Genomic DNA, 21141 nt, shown 5'->3' on the forward strand with positions numbered 1-21141 from the left:
GGAAAAGACGCAGGCTACGCCTGCTTGGAAAACGCCTTCAGCGTTTCCCACTTTGCCACAGCTCCGACGACGGGATAAATTCGTATTCACAAACGTACAGATCTTGGGGGCAGGTCAACTCCCGATGCCGTAGGCAGCGTTGCTTTTCTCCGGGGCGGAACAGAGGCCAGAGGATCAGGTTTGGGACTGTGCAGCCGCTCGTTTTTGGTTGAGCAGGAGGAGCAGTTTCCAGAGGGGCTGTTGAGATTCTTCGAACGAGACAGGCACTCCGTAGTAGGCCGAGCATCGCTCCAGCATCTCGTCCACGTCACCCATCCACACGCCCCAGAGGGTAGCCTCGTCGCTCACGAACAGCGGTTCCTCGTCGTACAGAACCTTCTCGAAGAACTCTTCGGCTTCGCTGGACACCCTCTGTATTTCAACGTCCGGGCTGAACTCCATGAGTGCTCCGCTACTTCTTCGGCGTCTCAGCCAAGGTCAGCCAGTCGTGCGTCGGCTCCACCACGCGGAAGAACTCCGGGTCGTGGAGATGGTAGAGGATGTGCCGGAACTCCTCCCGAACGTCCAAGATCAGGTCCTCCAGCGCCTCGCCCTGAACGGTTGGATCGGCCAGCTTCGGCAACTGCTCGTCTAGGAACACGCGCATCGCCCCCTCCAGATCGGACAGAGAGTAGGCGATAGACTGCCCCTCCTCGGTCGGATTTGGGAAGCGTTTCAGGGCCGGGGAAGCCGCTAGCCTTTGGGCCAATGACTCCATGGCTGATGGTTCCTTTAGCAGTCCGTTCATAGGTTGGCCGCTTCGCGCGAGACCTCAGTCCATGTTTCGGGAAGCTTCCGCTTCGGATGTTTGGTATCGACGAAGAGCACGTATATTTCCTGAAGTCGGCCCTTGAACTGAGATAACTGGACGTTGATGACGCTTCCGTCATCGTTGTTTATCCAGAGATTCCCGACAGACTCCCTCTCCGATTTTGGGTTGGGGTTCTCCGGTTCGGGCGCTTGCAGGATCGAACTCCAACTGACGCCATTCTCGCCGCACCAACCTTCGGCGACCACTTGAGTCCTGCTGATGTCGGCATCGCGCCATTCATCATTGACCTGCAAGAGGTCTCGTATCCAGCCTGTCTCACGCTCATTAAGCGGGCGAGGTTCGATGCTATGAACCTCATCTATCGAACGATCACCACGTTGCCCCAAGAGGCTACGAACATTCTCCCATCTCATATACGCCTCACTTCTGAAGGGCCGCGCCCATCACGTTCGAGATGATTGTTTGTCCAGCCGGAGTTGTCGCACCTGTGAACCGGATGAACGTCCCCGCCACCTGCACCACCCCCTGGAACGCATTGCCTCCCATGCTCGTGATGGCTCCGGTGGCAACTGCCGTAGCAATCGCATTCTTGATTTCGCCGATCTCAGCGATTGGAACGTTATGCCCCAACCTCAAGAGATTCGCTAGGCCGACTCCGTGCTTTTCCAACTGGAAGATTAGGTTACTCCGAGCAGCAGCAGTACCCGCTGCGACCTCGCCTCCGATGATGGCTCCCCCGATTGCGCCATAAACCCCCGCGTAAACAGCCGTGACTTGATTCGTGGCGCGGGACGCGGTAGCCAACTGCTGATAGCCGTTCGCGTTCGCATAGTAGTCGGCACCACCATTTGAGACATACGTGGCGCTTCCAACGGTGTTGCCGTTTGAGTCTGTGATCGCCGTGGAGTTGAACCGACCGCTGCCATTACCGTTCGATCCGACCTGATCGAGCGTCGGCACATTCAGGCCACCGTTGTTGCCTTGCTGGGCCACTCGATACTGATCGTTACTAATCGATTCGCACTGCTGATATTCCAAGTTGACGGAGCAGACATTTACGTCATGCCCATCAGAATCGGTGTTCGTCAGCGGATTATTCAGCACATAGGAATAGAGATTGAGAGTCTGAGGATTAGTGAAGTCCGCGCTCGGCACGGGCGATGGCCCCCAGCCATCGTCGTAGTCAGGCGACATGAACCGTCCCATCGACGATCCGAAGTAGCGAGCGCCGAAATAATCTAAGCCGCTTTCTGTGTCTCTTTCTTTGCCGGTGAACTTGTAATGGTTGTTGGTAGCCGATGGATTTGCCTCAGCCCCGAAGGGGTAATAGAGGGTGGAGGAGACGGGCCAGCCGCCATAGTCGGTCAGCAGTTGGGTGGAACCGATCTGGTCGCTGGAGTAGAAGGTGGTGACATACGGATTGGGAACCGTCGCGACCTTTTCGGTAATGGCGTTGAAGTTGCTTACCGCTGGATTTGTGGACAGGTTGAACGTCGTCATGGAGCGGTTGTAGATCGGGATCGAGGTGCCGTCCGTGCTGGTCAGGACGATATCGCCATAATAAATATCCCAGTTTCCCGTAGGCGCGCTGGTCCACTGAAACGGATCGATCAGCCCGATCACATTGCCGGCATACGGGCTCAGATCGACGGTTCGCATATGCCAGGTGTTTATCGTCGTGTCCTGATCGATCGGCTGGCCATCGGTGTCCTGCGCTGCAATGAGGCCAGTGTAAGGAGTGAAGGCGAGAAGAAGCCCTCCTGTCGTGGAACCGTCCTGATATTGACGCCAGCTGAGAACATCTCCAGAGCGGATCTTATATCCATTAGCCGCGGTCAGCGCGGTGATTCCAGCAAACGTGTTCGGATTACTGCTGCAGCTGGGGCAATTGGTCCCGCTCATGTGGATGCGGATATCGTAGTTGTCGGCCCGTGCAATACGTTGACCGTTGGCAAAGATGTAGTCGCTCCAGGTTCCGTCGGAGGCCTTCTCGGCCAGAGGTGATCCGTTGAAGCTTAGATACTCTGTCCAGTCTGGACTGACATCTTTACGGATACGGGCGCCATCAGCAGCGTAGGTGTAAGTGGCAGAGCCATTATTTGCACTAGCCAGTTTGTTCTCGGCATCGTAGCTGTAGGGGACTGTCGATATACCATTGTAGGCTTGGGTCAAATTGCCTGCGGCATCATAGCCGTAGTTAGCGGAATTGATCCGGTTGTTCGTCGCAAAGCTCAATCCTGAGCTGAGAGTTCCCGATTGATTCATGTTTCCGAACGAATCGTATTGGAAGGTCTGGTTTGAGGCTCCACCAAGTGTGTAGCTGGTAATCCTATTAAGGGAGTCGTAGGTAAATCCCTGCGTATTGGCGGGGTTTAGCGCATCCAAAATCTCCCAAATATTGCCATCGTTACCCGCCCCAGCAGCTCCCGAGAGAATCGCCGGACACCTTGGAATAGTCGAGGCGAGTGGTGGAGTCGCAGGTCCAAAACAGTATGCTTTGATCGACAGACTCGTGTTACCGGTGTAGCTGCCGGGTGCGCTTGACCCTATACGAACATGGCCGATCTCGTTGGTCTGCTGCCGATTGTTCATGTCGTAACCATTAGCCACTCCATTGCCGTAGGAGATTCCTTGAGGGGCCCCGTTGGGCCAATAGGAGGCACTTGTCAAATAATTGTATCCCCCGCCATCGGAAACCTGGATCAGGTGTCCTCCTCCGTCCCAGGACTGGTTTACAGTGCGGCCATCGGGGTAAGTAACGGAACTGACGTTTCCCGCAAGATCGTAGGTCGCAGCTATGCTTACGACTGGAGCTCCAGCAAAAGAACTGGGTGTCCCAGTAAATTGGGTTGCCAACCGCCCCATCGGATCGTAGCTATAAGCGTTCATGCTCTGACAGTTGTTATTCACGAACACGCAGTCCCAAGCCAACCTGCCGACCACGTTCTTGATATTCGGAGTCTCTCGTGTCGAGCCGATGGTAATCCCTTGAGGGTCGTAACCAAACAGAGACGGTGGTGTTCCATCAGAGTACGATTTCTGTGTTAGCCGGTTCAGAGCATCGTAAGAATAGGTCGTTGAAATGCTCCGTGCATCTGTTTTGGTGTGAAGATTCCCGTTGGCATCGTAGCTGTAGCCGATTGTTCCCGTCTCAGGGTTCGTGGAAGAGGTCAGGCGCGACAAGCTGTCATAGACAAAGCTGCGCGAACGGGGTGTCTCGCCGGCAGCTCCTCTCTGGTTGACAGTAAGCACATTGCCGAGCGCGTCATAACTGTAATCCGTCTCCAGCGCAGGAAGATTGTTGACCGGCTCCATCACCGCAGTCAATCTCCCCAGAGCATCGCTAACCCTCTGGTAGTGCCGGTTTGTTTCATCGGAATCATCCACCCAAGTCGCAGAGGTTTTCGAACTCGCATTGGGGGAGCAGGCAAAACTGGATTGGCCGCTCAATACCCCGTCGTAACACCATTGGTGCATGCTTCCATCCGGCTGAGTCTGAACAGTTTTACGCCCCAAAGCATCGTAAGCGAACGTGGTCGTTCCGTCGGAAGACGATGGAGAGGAGAAATGCGGATTGGAAACCGTGTGAATGCGCCCCAGGCCGTCATAGGTTGTGTCAACAATAGCTCCGCTCGGATCTGTTTGTTGAATCGTCCGACCTAACCCGTCATACACAGTCTTTTGGACCATTGGTCCACTGGGTTCCCCAGTTGCGGTCGTTTGCGTCAGGGCAGGCGGATTTTGAGCCGAGATCGCCCCCGCATCTGAAGAATAGGCAAACTGCACGCTGCCGCCATCGGGGTACTGTATGCACTTGAGCCAGCCGTAGGGATAGTAAGTTGTTATCGTTGTGTTGTTGTTTGAATCAATCACACTTGTGACTTGCCCGGTGTTGAAATCGTATCCGTAGGTGGTCGCCTGGTCCAAGGCATTCTTAATCGTGGTCGGATAAAGGCCGCTAAACTGCGAACCGTAAGTGTACTGTGCGGAAACGTATCCTCTCCCATCGGTGGTGTGATCCACCATCCCGTTGGCATTCCACGCGGTGTGGGTGACGATGGCGGCGCCCATATTATTGGCCATCGTCACGGTCGTTGGGTGCCCATATACGCCGGGATTGGCTACAAACGCTGTGTCATCGAAGGATGTGGTGGTTTGACTCATCTGATGACCGTTTCCATCAAATATTGTCGAAAGGTCTACGGAATTCAGGATGTTATTGCTGAGATAGCGGGAGTCGTCTTGCCATTTATAGCGAGTCGTCACATCGCGCAAAAGCTGTCCGTTGTAATCAGTGACGCGTTCATCCGTTTTCAACCCCAACGGTAAAACCGTTGCAGGACCCGCTGCACATGAAGAGTAGCAAGCAAGTTGTGTGGAACTAAATCCAGGATCATAAGCATTACTGGTTGTGGTTGAAAGACCGTTTACAACAGTTGTTTTGTCTTTGGGAAAAACGCTATATGCGACTGGAGGAGATGCCGCTGATGTCGCAATAATGGAATAATCTGTGTTGATCCGGCTCGCCACAACCCCGCCAGCCTTAGAACCTTTGTAGTGGATATCCGCATTCTCATAGATCTGACACGTTTGCTGCTGAGCAATCGTGTAGTCGATCTCTTCATCATTATTGGCTGGATCGGTAATGAGCGAGTAGGTTGGCCCGCTGGGAAAGTTTGTATTTGAATAAAAATAATGCCAAGTGGCGCTCCCACCTCTACCGTCGGTTATAGTTTTGGATTGCACTCCGAATATGTCAACATCTCCACTAGGAGCTGAACAGGGAACGATTGCCTGATACGCATAAGTTGCTGTCGCACCTGCCGGATTTGTGATCATCGTAATGTTCCCCGCCGAAGTGGTTGAAAACGATGAATCAGTCGAATCATATTCAAATGCCCAATAGGTTTTATTGGGCAATACCACGCTCTGAATTACATATTGCGTTCCAGAACTGGCTATAGCATTGCTAAATTCAAAATATATCTGGGCGTAACAGATAAGAAACTGTTCGGTTCCCGAATTGGCGCCCGGTATTTGCCACACGGCACTTCCGACCAACGCCTGATTGCGGTATCCAAGAACTGGGCAACCAGCGGTTGAAGACGTTGCTGCAGCGGGAAGCTCATAACCACCGTTTAGCGTTCCGATCACCGGAATGGACCGCCCCACGCTATCACTGATCGCAAGATTCGGATTAGTAGGTGGTGAAAAAATGTTGGAGATGCCATTCCCGTCCGAATCCCGAATTGTGCTGCCAGAAATTAGGGTGCCGTCCGACGTAAGCAGCCCTTGGGAATTTAGTAGGTATCCACTTCCGTCATAGGTACGTGAGATGTTCAAGGGGTCAGTCGCGTCAGAGAGAAACGGGTGCGTTCCCTGTTCTGGATCAACCAAAGCCACTTGAGGAGAATATTCGATCCCATTGGGATCGTAACTGGGGTACGCATATGAATAGGAAAATGTATAGTTGGTCGTTATGACTGGGCCAAAAGCATTCATCGGAGTCCAAAAAACTCTTTGGAAATCACCACTTGCATCGGGGTCTTCTTCAAGTAGTTGCCACGCGTTACCGCCGGCAAAGTGCAAAAAGAATTGCAGTTGAAGAGAACCTTTCTGTGGAAATGAAACCAGAGGAATATCACCGGAGAGCACGCCGTTCAACTGGTTTATAGATCCGAAGGAATCGCTGCTGTAAGACTGATAAGGGTTTATTCCCATAGCCTGCGTTGTATCTATCTGAGCAACCGCCCTGTAGTTCATCAGGCAGAAAATCGCAAAACCCAAAATCAGAAGTCGCTTCAACATAACAAATCTCTCATTTCTGTTTCAAAGAAAGGGGGAGAACGCGCTAAGTTTTTATGTCAGAGGTGTGCAGTGCATATCAGTTATTGTTCTCTCTTTGGAGAGACTAGATCCTGTCCTGATGATGTCCTGCGTTGGCGACTTGATTTCTCCGAACTGCTTAAACCCAACATATTCGATCGATCTCTGTAAGAAGAAGCTGTTGTGCTTGGGATTTACGAGGGAGTATTCAACTCTGATGGGAAGTTGGTCTCCGGGAGAAAAGTACCAGGTCTGACTCGCAGGAGGGATCGGTTTGCCAGCTCTTGTTTCAGTAGCAACCAGTTGAATGCGACCATCCGATAGCTTGTGCAATTCAAGAGCGAAGGATGGATCTTGCAGAAGACGGTTCAGAGCAAAATTAGGATGATGAAGCCACGCTTCCAGCCTGGCGTTACGAATTCGAAGCTGCTGGTTTTCGATAGTATCCGATTTCGATCCGCTTTGAAGTGAAGTGGGGGAAGGCATCAGGCTCGTATAAAGGCTTTCGCTCCACTCCCTCGCGGCAGAGCCCCCGGATTGATTCGAGAGTTCTCCTGTGACGCTACAACTTAGATTGGAGACAGAAGCGTCGACGGCTCCGATCACATGCAAGCTGCTCTGGAGAAATGTAATTGCTTCGTCACTGCGTAAAGCATTGGGGCCAGCAGTCTGGCCGTATGCAATCCGTCCACTAAAGCTTTGTAGGACGATAAGGACGAGCCCAAAGAATAAGATAAAATTTCGCGAGGTTCGCTGTCGAACTTTGATCTGGAAGGAATTTGGGAGTGGCGCGATACAGATGGACGGGCAAAAAAGATACAGCAAGCGATTGGCAAATCTCACGTTCGAAATACCTCAGGGAACCGGAAGTTGCAGCTCAACACATCAAAAGGCAAGCCACGGACAAAATGAATACAACTTTGGAGGGAGTTTCAAAGTACGCAACTCAAAGAAAATGCAAAATATTTTGTGAGCTATTTGAACTATTTTCACGCATGATAATGTCCTTTATCATGCAGGGTAATTTAGCCGTGTTCATCGGAGGCCTCGCGACGAGCCCTAAGCCTTTGTTGACTAGGTGCAGGTTAAAAACCTCGACTTGGCCTCCTTGCTCGAACTGAGATCTGTTTGCCCAGAGAGAATTCATAAACAGTGGCAGAGTGTTGCATATGCATCGCTCTCGCCCGCGAGTTGCGGTCGCTTGGTGAGGAAGTTTTGTCGGCCAGACAGATTGACCCCGTACGTTTTTGACCACGAGTACTGCTGAGCTTGCATCTCCAGAAATGCTGCCCAATATTTATGTTGTCTCCACATCGTGAGAACCTTATCCCAGAGCGACTCCTGGAGAGCAGCACAACATAAATGAGAACACAACATAATCCACATTATGTTGGGCACAACATAACGCCGATTACATCCACCTGTATCACGGCAACGCCGCACTTCTGGCCGAGAGCTTGGAAGTGATTCAGAAGACCGCCGCCGTCATTCTCTCCGCGCTGGAAACGCCAGCAGCGGAAGACACCACCGAAGCCGAAACAGAGCCCGAACTGGCGCAAGCCAGCTAAACGCCTTTCTTTTATGGCGGGTGGCTTCGCGCCGTCCGCATAACGCCACCGCACGCCCAAACGCAGAAGGAGAACACCATGAACACGCAAACTGCTACCGAGTACCGCAACCTTCCTCTTTCCGTCCTCACCGAATCGAAAACCAACCCCCGCCGCATCTTCGAGGATGATGCGTTGCGCGAACTGGCCGAGAGTATCCGCACCAGTGGAGTCGTCCAACCCTTGCTTGTTCGTCCCATCACCGAGCAGGATTTCGAGGTTGTTGTTGGAGCCAGGCGTTTCCGCGCTTCCAAGCTGGCCGAGAAGCAGGATGCCCCTTGCCGCATCGCCAATCTCACCGACGTGGAAGTTCTCGAAATCCAGCTTGTCGAGAACCTTCAACGCCGCGACGTTCACCCGCTAGAAGAGGCGCAGGGTTTCCGTGCGCTTCTCAATTTGGAGGAGCCGAAGTACAGTGTTGAGCAGATCGCGGCCCGGACGGGCAAATCGCCCGTCTACGTTGCCCAACGCCTGAAGCTCACCGACCTATGCGCGTCCGTGGTCGAGGCGTTTTATGCCGAGGAGATCGGCGTCGGACATGCCTTGCTTCTGGCGAAGCTGCAGCCCGACCAGCAGGAGAAGGCATTGAACGAATGCTTCCGTGAGGAATGGGCGGGAACAGGCAAGAAACCTAAGCGCATCCTGCTGCCCGTTCGCCACTTGCAGCACTGGATTGAGCATCAACTCATGCTCATTTTGAAGCTGGCACCGTTCAGCAGAAAGGACGCGACCCTCGTTCCCGCCGCTGGTAGCTGTCTCGATTGCCCCAAGAGGACAGGCCAAAACAGGCTCTTGTTTGCCGACGTGCAGCAAGACGCTTGCACCGACCCGACCTGCTACGCGGCGAAGGTCGAGGCACACGTTCAGGCCACACTCGCCAACAAGCCGAAACTCGTTCAAATCAGTACGAGCTACGGCACGATGCCCGAAGGTGTCGCAGCCATTCCACGCAACAAGTATGTCGAACTTCGAGCGGACAAGCCGAAGACCCCGGAGATGGCGAAGCTGCCCGAGTTCAAGACGTGTCGCTTTATGAGTGAGGCCATTGTGACGGTTGGACTTGAGAAGGGCGAGGTTCGCAAGGTCTGCATAAATCCCGAATGTCCCATCCACCATCCCAAGAAGCAGCCGAACAGAGCCAACACCAACGCGAAAGCAGAACGGGAGAAGGAACGCCGCGAAGAGGCGCTTGCTAATGCAACCGGGTTGCGCGTCCTCAGTTCCATCGTCGCCGCCGTTCCCGTTCGTCTGATGAAGCGAGACTTGCTCTTCATCACCGAGAACCTGATGCCTCTACTAGACGAGCGCAGATTGCAGACACTCGCCCGGAGCCGGAGTATCAGGACGCAGGACGGAGATGCCATTGGGAAGATGATGCTCGCCTTCGCCCGGAAAGCGGACGAGTCAGCACTCGGACGCTTGATTGTCGAGGGAATTATTCTCCTTTCGGCAAGACACCAGACCGACGCCGGAAAGGTTTTGAGGAATGCAGCACTAGCCTATAAGGTGGACACCGACGCAATCGCCCTCAAAGTGAAGCAGGAGTTCGCCGCGAAGGACAAGGCAAAGAAGGCGGTCAAGCCAACGCCTCCCAAGCCGCAAGCCAAGAAAGCAGCCTAGCGTTGTCCCAGCGGGGCGGCGAACCTGCCGCCTCGTTTCTTTCTTGCCAATAATTCGCGCAGGGAGAACCCGCTTCGGTTTCTCCCTGCACCCTCATCCCGCTTCTTGTCCGGCCTTCACTCGCCGGCTGCGCGGCAGGAGTCTAGTTCCTCCTCCTGCACCTTCCCCCAATAGCGCCTGCGGCTCTTCTCCGACGAGGGTCTCAATTGCTTCTCGATTTTGATTGACCCACTTCGGGCGGATAAACCGCGTCTTTCCGAAGACCTTATTGACTCTGTCCGCGACCCAAGCTGCACGGTCTGTCCGACGCCCGCGGCTGCCCCAGTCCTGCCAGGCTTGCCCTGCCACCTTAAGCATCTCTAGCTTTGCCCGTTCGCGGCTCAGCCGAGTCCTTTCCGCTCCGCCAACAAGCTTGCAATTTCCACAATAGCTCCCGCGCTTAACTGCCGTCTTTCTCTGGCGTTTGCGAAAGAAGTATCGTTTGCAATTTGGATTGACGCACTTGCCGATGCAACTCCAAAACGGTGATGCGAGAAGTTCTTGGAAGAAGTAAGTTGCCATATCCCGTGCATATAGCTCGGCGTCTTGGCTCTCCCACCGGGGCTGATTCACGCCTACCGCCGTCGTACCGTCACCGTTCAACAATGGTCGCGGCTGGTTTCGTCGCCACGACTCATGAATCTCGTCAAAGATAACCACTGGACTCTCGTCCGCCGATACCGTCATGATGGGAGACTCATCCACCGAAGCACGAACTCTGCGGCTGGACGGTGTCTCGACGCCATTGCTGTCGATTCCAGTCTGGATGAAACCGTCCACGAACGCGCGAAGCCGGTTGATGAAGGCGGAGTTGGCGGCTCTACGCCGTGATGCGCTGGGGAGCTTCAGGCCCGGAATCGGCGGCCAGTTCAGGACGCCCCACCTTGTCTCCTGACCATTGAGGAGGTCGAGGATCATATCTCGTATGAAACGCTCGTATTGGCCTCCGGCGTGATTTTTGCCGTCATAAATTTGCATAAAAAGATGATGCGCGTAACAAACGGGGCGTGCAACCAGTTCTACAACTTCTCGATTCCCGGTAGGGAGAACATTAGCTGTGTGAATGTGGTCGAGCGACGCTCAACCGCCACGGAGGTTTTGATGATGACTTTGACTGTAATTGGGCTGCTTTTGTCTTTTGTCCAGGTGATGATTTCACTACGTCGCAAATAGCTGAACCTGAGTTCTGAGAACATTGTTCTGGAACTCGTTAGGAAACTATGCGATCTGCGGCAGGGCACTACATCCCGGAGTTTTACTTGAAGGGCTTTACAGAGAAGAAAGGATTGCTTTGGGTCCACGAGAAGTACGCAGCCCCTCGCGCGTCCACTCCTAAGCGGGAAGCCAACAAGCCGGACTACTACGCGCTTTCACATGAGGCGCTCGACTCGGATGCGTTGGAAAAGATGTATTCCCGGACGGAGAGTATCGTCGCTCCGGCCATTCTGAAATCCAGAAATCCGCTGTTTCTTATGACCGACGAGGACGCTGGCAATATTCGCGCGTTCATCGCACTATCGTTTACCCGAGTACCGCACTTCATCGACTTTGTGAAAGAGAGTCAGATCGAACTGGCAAAAAAGCTTGCTGCGGATATCGCGCGCAAAGACACGAAATTCGAAGAGACGGTCGCTAAGGTCAATGAGCGTTTTGGCACGCGGATAGACACCGACGAGGCGCGGGAAACCTTCGTTAAAGGTGATTATGAACTGTCTCACAAGAATAATGACTTTGCCCTTGCATCCGTGATGCGGGTTACGCAGAAGATCATTCGAATTCTGGTGGAAGAGTTTGAGCACGATCTCCTGTACGCCCCCGAAGGTTCCAGCTTCATCACCACGGACACCCCTGTAATGACCCTCATCAACCAGAGAGATGGCTCAGCACTTTTTGGGCCTGGATTCGCTCATCAGCAGACCGAAGTTTTCTTTCCTTTGAACAAGCGCGCCGCAATGCATCTCCGTCGAGGCGCTACGCGACAAAAGCTGCACGTGAGCGCTTCACGGGTTGATGAAATCAATCGTGCGCTAATGGGCTGGGGCCAATCCTTCATGTATGCGTCCAGTGGGAATCGCCGAATAGGCCGCCTCTTCACGCAGTACGCAGGTGCCATCAAGTTTGGCAAGACTGCTTTGTTGCATTCAATGCCTACGAGCCAATGAGCTTCATAGTGGGAGGGTGCCAGACCCAGCCGCCTCCAGCGTTTTCTTCAACATCTCCGGACGATTGTTGCGGACGTTGCCTACGCGAACTCTTTTCGTAGCCTGCGCCAGGCTCTCATTCTTGGACTTCAACCTCGACCTCTGTCTCGACTTCAAGTCCACTTTCTGCCTCAAGTGCTTCCAAAGCAACTTTCAGATCTTCATAAATCGGGAGTTCTTGGCCTAGCACTTCAAAGGTGACGGCTAGCGCGTAACGAGCTCTAGAGTCGGGGTCTTTGCTCCATCCTTCGTGTCCCACGACTGCGATGCAGAAGTGATCCGGAAGTGTGTTGGACTTAACTACGGCCCAATCCTTCTGTACTGTCCCGCTGTTCGATTTGGCCTCTCGAATGAATCCATGGTCGGGATTCTTATGTAGTGTCCAAGGCAGAACCGATCCTGTGATTCCTTCGGCTGCTTCTTCAGGATGCTTAAGTGCTCGGGCGCAGAAGTCTTTGAGACCCTCGCCAAGCTTGCTACTTTTCCAGTCAACCCAGGTGGAGAGATATCGGCGAAGCTTCCGCCGTGTACGACGAGGCTGTGCTACCCACGAAAGGCAAACGTCGACACGAACATCAAATTCCTGCCCTTGCGCCCGGAGCTGCTCGGGGATCGGGATTTGATAGATATGGCACTCTCCCGCGTGGATCGCGACCGCATCGTCAGTGATGGCCGTAACTCTGTAGTCAGTATTCGTGCTCGCTCTTGCTTCGTCCGGTATGCCGTACCCGATTGACCTAATGAGGTCAGACACCTCAATCATCAACGCTTGCTTCGTAGCGTCGTCTTCGCCCGGAGGGAGAGCGCGTATCCGGTCAATCTTTGCCTCAGCCCAATCGGGCCATCGAGCCGATTGAATAATCAATGCGCGGTAGAGTAATGCGGGTTGATCCGGAAGTAGGAGGTTTAATATTGCGGCTATTCGTGTGACTTTCGGAGCCGCATATGAGGTGCCCGACACCTCGCGGTTGAATGCAGGTCCTGGCGGAAACGCCGTCGAACGGATCAATTCCGGACACGCCCCGACAATTTGCGCGCCGGTGTTCACATCCGTTCCTTCATGGCTTCGAACGTCATCGCCACCATACTCGACTACTTCCGGCTTGATTACGTTCCAGAGGCTTGGACCGGTTCTAGAGAACGCAGATGGAGCGCCCTTCTGAGTAGCGAAGGTCTTCCAAGAATCAGTCTGAAGATCACCGTACGCAACAGAACCCACGGTCAGTGCCTGTAGGCTTTGCCCTGGATTCGCGATTCTCGCAGATTTTTCTAGGAGGTAAGCAGGGTAGTCCCTGCCGGCCAGAAGGTGATCGTGAATCCCGGGCTGTGTAGTGGGGCCGCGGAACGGCAAGTTTCCCGCGCTTTGAATGAAAAGTATGTCGTACTTTTCGCTGAGAAGATCAATCTCCGCAGCCCAAGCTGACATCCGGTTCAGGCGACAGCCCGCAGACGCGTTGATTGACTGATTAAAAATTCGTGTCTCACGAGGACCTTCGGCGTACCGCCGTATCACGGCGCGAACGGCCTCCGGGGGGTAAAGGTCGAGTGGCATGCGCGCATTCTCATCCAGCACTCGGGCGTTTTGCACCCAAAACAAATGCTTTGCTTGAGGTTGGATCGCCTCTCCATAAAGCACGGCACCCGCCACACGAGTTCCATGTCCACTCGGAGCCACTAGGTCACTGACTTGATCTGGAGGCAAACCTGGAAGGAAACAATGTGATTCGTCGGTGGCTATCGCAGTCTGAAGAAAAACATGACCTTCTTGAATGCCGCTGTCGATTACGCACACCGCAGGAGCTTCGCTATCTGGTGCTGCGGGGACTTCTCCATAAGGTGGTGTCGAATCATCAACGTGATCTCTCTGGGGAAGGATTATGTCGTCGGGCTCGACGACCTCGAAAATATAGGCGTATGTCAGAACCAAATCTCTGAATCCGACACCTGAAATCCTTATACGGACGCTGAAGCTGTCGGGAAGAGACGCAGTAGCGTCCGCTCCTTCCTCCACGATATGCAAAATCTCTGCGTCATATCCCTGAGAAAAATTCTCAATGTCAGTCTCTCGGGCCATCTTGAGCTCATCCCAAGTCGTATATGCTGCAGATCTTGCTCCGGCCCACTCCTCTTGCTTTTTCGCCCATGTGGCGTCCGTATCCCTTTTGCCTCGGGCGGGTTCTTTTGGGATTTCAATTGATCCAGCGCAAGCAATGCCGACATCAACGATATAAGTCTGATCGTCTCTAATCTGGGGCCACGCCGCATACAACTCTTCAGAGAGGATTCGACGAAGTCTTGAGTTTTGGTCGTCTGGTTGGTCACCTAGTTGGTGCACCTGTGCCACTGTCGCCGTGCCGTGAACTTCCACGGCAAATCCCCGCACAGCCTCTTCAAATACACGCAAGTCCAAGTCTTCGGAGGCGACTATGACAAACCCCTCTTCTTCTTCGGAGACGATCTCGAATTTGAAGAAGTGACGAAGCTTATCTAAATCCAACCCAGGGTCTACTTGCAAAAGCAAAGGTATACCTGACGGTAGTACGGGTCTGCCCTGTGCCTGTCTATCGTCGCGCAGTTGCTTATAACCCTCTACAGCCGAGCCGGTCGCACTCGCCAAAGCGGCACTGTGCCTAGCTGCTGATTGGCGATTTGCAATTGTCTGAGGGGTTGGCGTCGGCCCGCGTCCAGGGCGGGCCGGTCCCTGTTGACGCAACAGGAGCGGAAGGTGTTCGAAGTTGTGAGTTTCAGGCATCAGCCATGGTCCTAAGCCGTTAAATTGGAACTTCTGATCTCCGCGACTGCTTCTTCGAGTAGCGTGTCATTGATTCCCTTAGCTCCAGACATCACGGCGGCTTTGGCAGCGTTTTGAGCAGCGCGTACAACCATCGCTGCCGAAGATCCTTCGAGCTTTTCTACGAGCCGATCCCAATTGATCATTTCGGCGAAAGGCACAGCTGAAAGTGTCCACCGCAGCAGCCGTTGAATCTCTGCAGCTCCGGGAAGCGGGACGGGAATGACATCATCAAATCTACGGAACAAAGCCGGGTCGAGCGATTCACCAATGTTCGTTGTGGCCACTAGCAGACCGGGGGCATCATACTCGTCCATCAGTTGAAGCAAAGCGTTAACGATGCGTGACGCCTCGCCGATATCCTTACTTCCATTCCGAGCCCGTGCGATAGCATCGCATTCGTCGAGTAGGAGAACGCAAGGGTGTTCGCGCACCGCTGCGAAAATGGCGCCAAGGTTTGAACTCGATTCGCCCAAATACGATGAAATGAGCGAGTCTAGACGGACTTTCATAAGGGGAAGTCCGGTGTTCCATGCAAGGCGCTTCGCCCCTAGGGATTTGCCGCAACCAGGAGGGCCATAAAGAAGCACCGTTCGGCGCGGCGACAGGCCAAATTTTCCGAGGCGCTCGCGTGCGGCATATTCTTTCTCAAGCCGGGCGAAGCGAGCCTCGGTCGCGGGTTCAAGCACCATCTCATGTTCGAGCTGCTCTGGAGAGTGCAGCGTAACCAATGATTCGCCATGACGGCGGCTCACGGGAAGCTCTGTTAGCTTTTTTGAAAGGTCTAGGACTCTCCTACCTGTTGGAGTTTCAGAAGTCTTGGCCGTTCGCATGATGGCAGAGAGTTCGTCGGCGAGTTTGACGTGACCGGTCTTTCTTTCCGCTTCGACAATCTTCGTTGCGAGGGCCTGAAGATCCTTTTTCGAACCGTCAGCGATCGCGCGCACAACCCGCTTTAGCATTTCGGCTTTCATTAGATCTCCTCTCTATCAATACACAACCCTAGGGAAGTCACGTCAACGCAATTCTTGAGCCGTAGGCTGTGGGGAACTGGACATCTAAACAGCGCCAACCACTCAACCACGGAAGGCGTTCATCAACTGCCCAATTATAAGTCGGCGCGAACACGGCTCAGGTTCAAGACGCTCTCTCCGCTAGAGTGTTCCGCCCTTGATGCCAAGCGAGACAGCCGACGCAGAGGCGGCGGCGGCACCGCTGATGCAAGGCCGTGCGTGCCTGTGCATCAAAGTGCGCTAATAAAATTCGCCTGTATCACTTTTGTATCACACGGTCATTTTTCGCGCCCATCCTCTTTAAATGGTGGGTTCGCAAATCACCTTTATTTATAAGGGTTTTGTGTGGTGGCCCGGGCAGGAGTCCAACCTGCGACCTTCGCGTTAGGAGTGCGCTGCTCTATGCAACTGAGCTACCGGGCCACATTCCGGTAGTGTATCGCGTAGGTTGTTGGTGGCGCGGTGGTAAACTTGAGGGTGGAGAGTTTATGCCTGAGATACAGCGTCGACGTGCGGTTACGGTGAATATTGGTGGAATTCGGGTTGGGTCGGATTCACCGGTTGTGGTGCAGTCGATGACCAATACGGATACGGCCGATGTTGAGAGCTCGGTGCAGCAGATTGCGGCGCTGGCGCGTGCCGGCTCCGAGATGGTGCGCGTGACCGTCAACAACGACGAGGCGGCGAAGGCTGTCCCGGCGATCGTCGAAGAGTTGGCGAAGAAGGGCTGGTCTACTCCCATCATCGGGGACTTTCACTACAACGGCCACCTGCTGCTGAGGAAGTATCCCGAGACGGCGAAGGCGCTGGCGAAGTACAGGATCAATCCGGGCAATGTGTCGATCGGGCGGAAGGATGATGATAACTTCCGGACGATGGTTGAGGTTGCGGTAGAGCATCAGAAGCCAGTGCGGATCGGGGTGAACTGGGGCTCGCTCGACCAGGCGTTGTTGACGAAGATGATGGATGAGAATTCGAAGTCCTCCACCCCGCTGCCTGCCCGCGATGTGATGATGGAGGCGATGGTGGTGTCGGCGCTGGATAATGCTGCTGCGGCAGAGCGTTACGGGTTGCGGCGGGACCAGATTATTTTGTCGGCGAAGGTTTCGGGGGTACGGGATCTGATCGATGTTTATACCGAGCTGGCGAAGCGTTGCGACTATGCGCTGCATCTTGGTTTGACCGAGGCCGGGATGGGGATGAAGGGCGTCGTGGCTTCGGCTGCGGGTCTGGCTCCTTTGCTGCTTTCCGGGATCGGGGATACGATTCGGGTTAGCTTGACTCCGACTCCGGGTGGGGACCGGTCGGAGGAGGTGCGCTGCGGACAACAGATTCTGCAGTCGCTCGGGATTCGCAGCTTCATGCCCCAGGTGACGAGTTGCCCTGGATGCGGCCGGACGACTTCTACCTACTTCCAGGAGCTGGCTGAGCGGATTCAGGGCTATCTTGTGGCCTCGATGTCGGAGTGGAAGAAGCAGTATCCGGGAGTCGAGGAACTGAAGTTGGCCGTGATGGGCTGCATCGTCAACGGACCTGGTGAGTCGAAGCACGCCAACATTGGGATCTCGCTGCCGGGTACGTTTGAGGAGCCTAAGGCTCCGGTTTATGTGGACGGCAAGCTGTTCACCACGTTGAAGGGTGATCGGATCGTCGAGGAGTTTCAGGTGATCCTCGATGAATACGTCGAGAAGCGTTATGGCCGCGTTCTGATCGAGGTCTAAGCTCTTTTTCTTATTGATAGCTGCTTGCGATGACGTGCATCTCGAAGCTCTTGCCGTATCTTGCTGGTACCCCCTCCCCCTCAGGGATATTTTGGGCGTAAAATACTTGTATTCAATAGTTTACAGGGTAGGTGTGCCTGCAAAATATTCATAACAAATGAGTTGCGCCTAAAATACTTGTTATCAATAAATTAGCCCCGGATAATCTCCGGGGTTAATTGGGTTTGGTCTTCATAACAAGTATAGCTTTTGGGGCGGAACTAATATGCCACGTGGAAGTCCTTGTTTTGCAGGGTTTGCTTCGGTTCAGGGCTTGACAGATTTTGACGGCCGATCAGAACGGAAGCGTAAAAGATCGTACTCCAAGCGTTTGGGTGCCGAGCTGACACGTTCACTTGCCCCGAAATGCGTCTTCTCGTCCAGGTGCAGAGAAGCGCGTTTCTGGAGACTAAAGTCAAACTTGCTGCTGTTGCCCTTTTTGTTGTCATTCCCGAAGAGAATCTGCGTCTCTACCCGTCTTCCGATAACGGCGTTTATGAGGACCTATAGCTCTTATTCATTTCCGGCGCAAAAGAGTAACTCGCCGTCGGCCCAATTTTAGACTGCTACGCAGCCATTGGGGTGCCCCAGCACCCACAGCACAGCAAGCTGAGAAGCCTGTCAACTAGAACGGTATGCCGCCGAAATTCTCAGGGTGCTCGAGCAGCCTGAACTCGTGCTCATCCACCGGGTATTTGTTTCCGCGCAAATCGACAAAGGTGAGTTTTGCTTTCAACGGCACGTCGTCTTTGGGCTTCATACCCTTGAACTTCACGCTGATGCCGGTGAAATACGGTTCGCTTGGCTTCAATGTGAACCCGTCGAAAACATCAGATACGTCAGCGCCTTCTACCTTCACTCCGGTGAACATTATGTCCTCTTTGACGTTGTCGAGGACGAGCGTACCGTCACCCGTAATCATGACTTCATCCACGTCAGTCCAGCACCAGCCGACGAAACGCCAAGCGAGATGCAGCTTCGGTTCGTCAGTCGGCACAGGAAATTGTTGCTGTCCAGCAGTTGAATGAAAAGCCTGATGAGGGAGTTCGTACTTGCGATTGAACTGGTCCTCGACGACGATTGTCGTCTCAAGTGGTTCACCATTTTTCACCTCAAGAGGCGGCCAGAAAAACAGGAACACTTGGGACTTATTGACGAAACCAGGTTTGATGGTGAGGTTACTGAAAATTTTCGCGCGTCTCCCGTTTATGTATCCAGCGAGCAGGATGATGTTCTCTTTGGTATTCGAGCTGGTCAAGTCCATCCAGCCGACGACCTGAGTTGCGGGTTGATTCCCATGCCCACCCAATGCCCAATAAGTTTGTGTCGGAATCCAGACGCCGTGAAGTTTAGGTTCTTTACTTTTCAGTGCAGTGAGCTCGGTCTGATGGTCACGTAGTATGCGCTTGATTTGGTCCTGAACGATTCCTGCTTCGTCTCGAAGCAGTGCAACATGCGCCTTCTCTTCTTCAGCTCTGGCGAGTGCATTTCGATAGAGGAAGGCTACGAACCCGACAGCCAGAATCGCAAACACCACCGTCCAAGCGCTGACCGGGGCGAACCACAGGTTCTTAAGGCCAGCGAACGTCAGGACTGACCGCATGGGCTGATTCAGCGCCCACGCCGTAATGGGTATACCGGCAAGCATGATAATGGTGCCGAGAATCCCCGGTTTCACCCACTCGTTCACGAACTTTTGATTCACGCGCCAATTGTAATCCGGTTGGGGGTAACCCAAACGAAGACCGCCTGCAAGGGGAAAAAGCGGAGAGTATTTTCATGGATTTTGGAGAAAACTGCGAGCGCCCAACCTTGAGGTCATCATTTCGAAGTATCAGGACTCTTCACCCGGAGCGGTTCCTTAGCGCGTTGCGTCCAGCCGTCAGGGAAGTTAATTTGATAACGAGCGTTGTCATCCATCAGCACCAGCCCGTCAATGTTCGAAAGGTTCTCAACGATGTATTTTGCAAGCTTGGTTTCGTTGTCATGTCTCACATCTACCGGAGCGTCCGAATCGTCCTTCACTGGTATTGGATACCCCAAGAGGACCGGGAACCGGACGCGACTATGCGCCGGAACGTAAATCGGATAATCGGTCTTCAGCCGACCTGAATCATCGAAGCTCAGAGCATTCGAACGACGTAGATGTGCAGCTATATGAACCCCGGTTGCATCGGTCAGGTGATAGTCATGGTCCGTGTTGTTGACGAGGGTGTAGTCGAACGCCAGTGTATTGTTGTCCCCTTGAGTTCGCACATCCTCATACTGAGCAGTGATTGCACCGGTATTCCAAGGCTTTGGCTTTGGCGGCCGTGATGACCACCAGACACACACGCCAAGGATGATTGCCCCGACTAGGGCCAATCCCCCACCGAACCCGGCAGCCTTCAAAACAATTCTCTTCCAATTTTCCATTCAGCAAAACGCTAACACATGCAATAAATGCAACCAGACACAAAATACCGCGTCGGGTCTAAATCCCCTCGCGAGCCGACGGTGCAGGGCATCCAACCAAGAGCCGAACCTACGACCGAACAACTACCGCTTCTAGGCGTTGGTCGATGACCTCAACTCAATCAACCTCGAGTTGGTCCAGAGCGCGATCCCTAGAAAATGGTCTGAAGCCACCATGTGGGTTATCGAGAATGGTTACTACTGATAATGTATGGTCCGCCGCAGGACTGCAAGGGAGAAGCTACGTGCGATAGACAAGTCTGCGGCAATGTATCCGGCCTTTGAGTGGAGATCGTCTCTCCTGGCCACGATGAGTTCCGCTGCGTGCCTGTCCTTATAAGTCGGTCGGTCGTGGAAGACCAATATCGGTATCAGGTTGAAGGCGCGCCGTTGTGACTGTTCTTTCGTCGTTGCTGTTCCTGTGCAGACTTCGGTGGGTAAATTGAAATCCGTGAATGTGGTGGCTGTACTGGCGCTTCTATTTCACGCTGCTGAGATGATCGGTGAGGGTCGGTAGTCTTGTCCGCTCGACAGCACGGCCCATGCGATGCGTGCCAGCTTGTTCGCCATGGCGACTACGACGACGTTCTTGGGTGCTCTGGCATCGAGTCGATCCAGCCAGGCTCCGATGGCCGCTCGATCTCGCTTGATGCGCAACACGGCAGCTCGTGCGCCATGAATCAGCACCTTGCGCAGATAGATGTTCCCCCGCTTGCTGATGCCGAGCAGCTTCGCCTTGCCTCCGGTGGAGTACTGGCGTGGCACGACTCCAAGCCATGCTGCGAAGTCTCGCCCCTTGCGGAATGCCGCGCCGTTGCCGATCGCGGCAACGATGGCGGTCGCGACGATGGGTCCGATGCCCGGGATCTGACGGATGCGAGTGCACCCCGCGTCTGCATCGGAGATGCGTTCCAACTGTTCGGTAAGCTCCTTGATCTGCTGCTCCACTGTCTTCCACTCACTCCACAGAATGTCGATGAGGTTGCGGATCTGCGGTGTCAGGTTGGCATCGGCGTTCT

The 21141-nt window shown here is 53.9% G+C and carries 14 protein-coding genes, 1 tRNA gene and 1 pseudogene; 4 read left to right on the forward strand and 12 right to left on the reverse strand.

Going from position 1 to position 21141, the window contains the following annotated elements:
• Positions 1-174 precede the first annotated feature (174 nt).
• The 4 genes from GSQ94_RS09245 to GSQ94_RS09260 form a co-directional block, all read right to left on the reverse strand.
• On the reverse strand, positions 175-441 hold the full coding sequence (locus tag GSQ94_RS09245) for a hypothetical protein (RefSeq protein ID WP_158943360.1): 267 nt from the start codon (positions 439-441) through the stop codon (positions 175-177).
• A 10-nt stretch (positions 442-451) separates the two neighbouring features.
• Complete coding sequence (locus tag GSQ94_RS09250; RefSeq protein WP_158943362.1) at positions 452-646, reverse strand: hypothetical protein; 195 nt, start codon at positions 644-646, stop codon at positions 452-454.
• Positions 647-783: 137 nt separating this feature from the next.
• Positions 784-1104: a hypothetical protein gene (locus tag GSQ94_RS09255; protein ID WP_158943364.1), complete on the reverse strand. Its 321-nt coding sequence runs from the start codon at positions 1102-1104 to the stop codon at positions 784-786.
• Positions 1105-1231: 127 nt separating this feature from the next.
• Entirely contained in the window at positions 1232-6619 is a 5388-nt protein-coding gene (locus tag GSQ94_RS09260; RefSeq protein WP_158943366.1) for an RHS repeat-associated core domain-containing protein, read from the reverse strand.
• 1421 nt (positions 6620-8040) lie between these two features.
• Here GSQ94_RS09260 and GSQ94_RS09265 point away from each other — a divergent pair.
• Positions 8041-8205, forward strand: a pseudogene (locus GSQ94_RS09265) (DUF1738 domain-containing protein); the annotation flags it as partial.
• 78 nt (positions 8206-8283) lie between these two features.
• A complete protein-coding gene (locus tag GSQ94_RS09270) occupies positions 8284-9864 on the forward strand; it encodes a ParB/RepB/Spo0J family partition protein (protein ID WP_158943368.1) in 1581 nt (526 codons plus the stop codon).
• Positions 9865-9957: 93 nt separating this feature from the next.
• Here GSQ94_RS09270 and GSQ94_RS09275 read toward each other — a convergent pair whose 3' ends face one another.
• Entirely contained in the window at positions 9958-10821 is an 864-nt protein-coding gene (locus GSQ94_RS09275) for a hypothetical protein (protein ID WP_158943370.1), read from the reverse strand.
• Between the two features lie 302 nt (positions 10822-11123).
• Between GSQ94_RS09275 and GSQ94_RS09280 the strand changes: the two genes are divergently transcribed.
• Entirely contained in the window at positions 11124-12065 is a 942-nt protein-coding gene (locus GSQ94_RS09280; protein ID WP_158943372.1) for a DUF4238 domain-containing protein, read from the forward strand.
• A 3-nt stretch (positions 12066-12068) separates the two neighbouring features.
• Here GSQ94_RS09280 and GSQ94_RS21650 read toward each other — a convergent pair whose 3' ends face one another.
• The 4 genes from GSQ94_RS21650 to GSQ94_RS09295 form a co-directional block, all read right to left on the reverse strand.
• Positions 12069-12197, reverse strand: a complete 129-nt coding sequence (locus GSQ94_RS21650) for a hypothetical protein (protein ID WP_256369967.1) — start codon at positions 12195-12197, stop codon at positions 12069-12071.
• On the reverse strand, positions 12181-14178 hold the full coding sequence (locus tag GSQ94_RS09285; protein ID WP_216843056.1) for a S8 family peptidase: 1998 nt from the start codon (positions 14176-14178) through the stop codon (positions 12181-12183). Before GSQ94_RS09285 ends, GSQ94_RS21650 begins: the two co-directional genes overlap by 17 nt.
• A 689-nt stretch (positions 14179-14867) precedes the next feature.
• Positions 14868-15869 (reverse strand): AAA family ATPase, encoded by a 1002-nt coding sequence (locus GSQ94_RS09290; protein ID WP_158943376.1) that lies wholly within the window; start codon positions 15867-15869, stop codon positions 14868-14870.
• Between the two features lie 385 nt (positions 15870-16254).
• Positions 16255-16331, reverse strand: a tRNA-Arg gene (locus GSQ94_RS09295).
• 65 nt (positions 16332-16396) lie between these two features.
• Here GSQ94_RS09295 and ispG point away from each other — a divergent pair.
• Positions 16397-17629, forward strand: coding sequence for a flavodoxin-dependent (E)-4-hydroxy-3-methylbut-2-enyl-diphosphate synthase (ispG, locus tag GSQ94_RS09300; protein WP_158943378.1), 1233 nt, complete (start codon positions 16397-16399; stop codon positions 17627-17629).
• Positions 17630-18293: 664 nt separating this feature from the next.
• On the opposite strand, the gene GSQ94_RS09305 is transcribed toward ispG, so the two are convergent.
• The 3 genes from GSQ94_RS09305 to GSQ94_RS09315 all read right to left on the reverse strand — a co-directional run.
• Complete coding sequence (locus tag GSQ94_RS09305) at positions 18294-19373, reverse strand: hypothetical protein (RefSeq protein WP_158943380.1); 1080 nt, start codon at positions 19371-19373, stop codon at positions 18294-18296.
• A gap of 116 nt (positions 19374-19489) precedes the next feature.
• Positions 19490-20059, reverse strand: a complete 570-nt coding sequence (locus GSQ94_RS09310; protein ID WP_158943382.1) for a hypothetical protein — start codon at positions 20057-20059, stop codon at positions 19490-19492.
• A 546-nt stretch (positions 20060-20605) separates the two neighbouring features.
• A partial coding sequence (locus tag GSQ94_RS09315) for an IS110 family transposase (RefSeq protein WP_158943384.1) occupies positions 20606-21141 on the reverse strand: 536 nt, incomplete at its 5' end.

The sequence above is a fragment of the Granulicella sp. S190 genome (assembly GCF_009766095.1).
In the GTDB taxonomy this organism is placed as follows: domain Bacteria; phylum Acidobacteriota; class Terriglobia; order Terriglobales; family Acidobacteriaceae; genus Edaphobacter.

What these genes read in the sequence shown, in the direction of transcription:
- GSQ94_RS09245 (WP_158943360.1), bottom strand. Translation starts at nt 441, where the DNA reads ATGGAGTTCAGCCCGGACGTTGAAATACAGAGGGTGTCCAGCGAAGCC.
- GSQ94_RS09250 (WP_158943362.1), bottom strand. Translation starts at nt 646, where the DNA reads ATGCGCGTGTTCCTAGACGAGCAGTTGCCGAAGCTGGCCGATCCAACC.
- GSQ94_RS09260 (WP_158943366.1), bottom strand. Translation starts at nt 6,619, where the DNA reads ATGTTGAAGCGACTTCTGATTTTGGGTTTTGCGATTTTCTGCCTGATG.
- GSQ94_RS09270 (WP_158943368.1), top strand. Translation starts at nt 8,284, where the DNA reads ATGAACACGCAAACTGCTACCGAGTACCGCAACCTTCCTCTTTCCGTC.
- GSQ94_RS09275 (WP_158943370.1), bottom strand. Translation starts at nt 10,821, where the DNA reads ATGATCCTCGACCTCCTCAATGGTCAGGAGACAAGGTGGGGCGTCCTG.
- GSQ94_RS09280 (WP_158943372.1), top strand. Translation starts at nt 11,124, where the DNA reads ATGCGATCTGCGGCAGGGCACTACATCCCGGAGTTTTACTTGAAGGGC.
- GSQ94_RS09285 (WP_216843056.1), bottom strand. Translation starts at nt 14,178, where the DNA reads ATGGCCCGAGAGACTGACATTGAGAATTTTTCTCAGGGATATGACGCA.
- GSQ94_RS09290 (WP_158943376.1), bottom strand. Translation starts at nt 15,869, where the DNA reads ATGAAAGCCGAAATGCTAAAGCGGGTTGTGCGCGCGATCGCTGACGGT.
- ispG (WP_158943378.1), top strand. Translation starts at nt 16,397, where the DNA reads ATGCCTGAGATACAGCGTCGACGTGCGGTTACGGTGAATATTGGTGGA.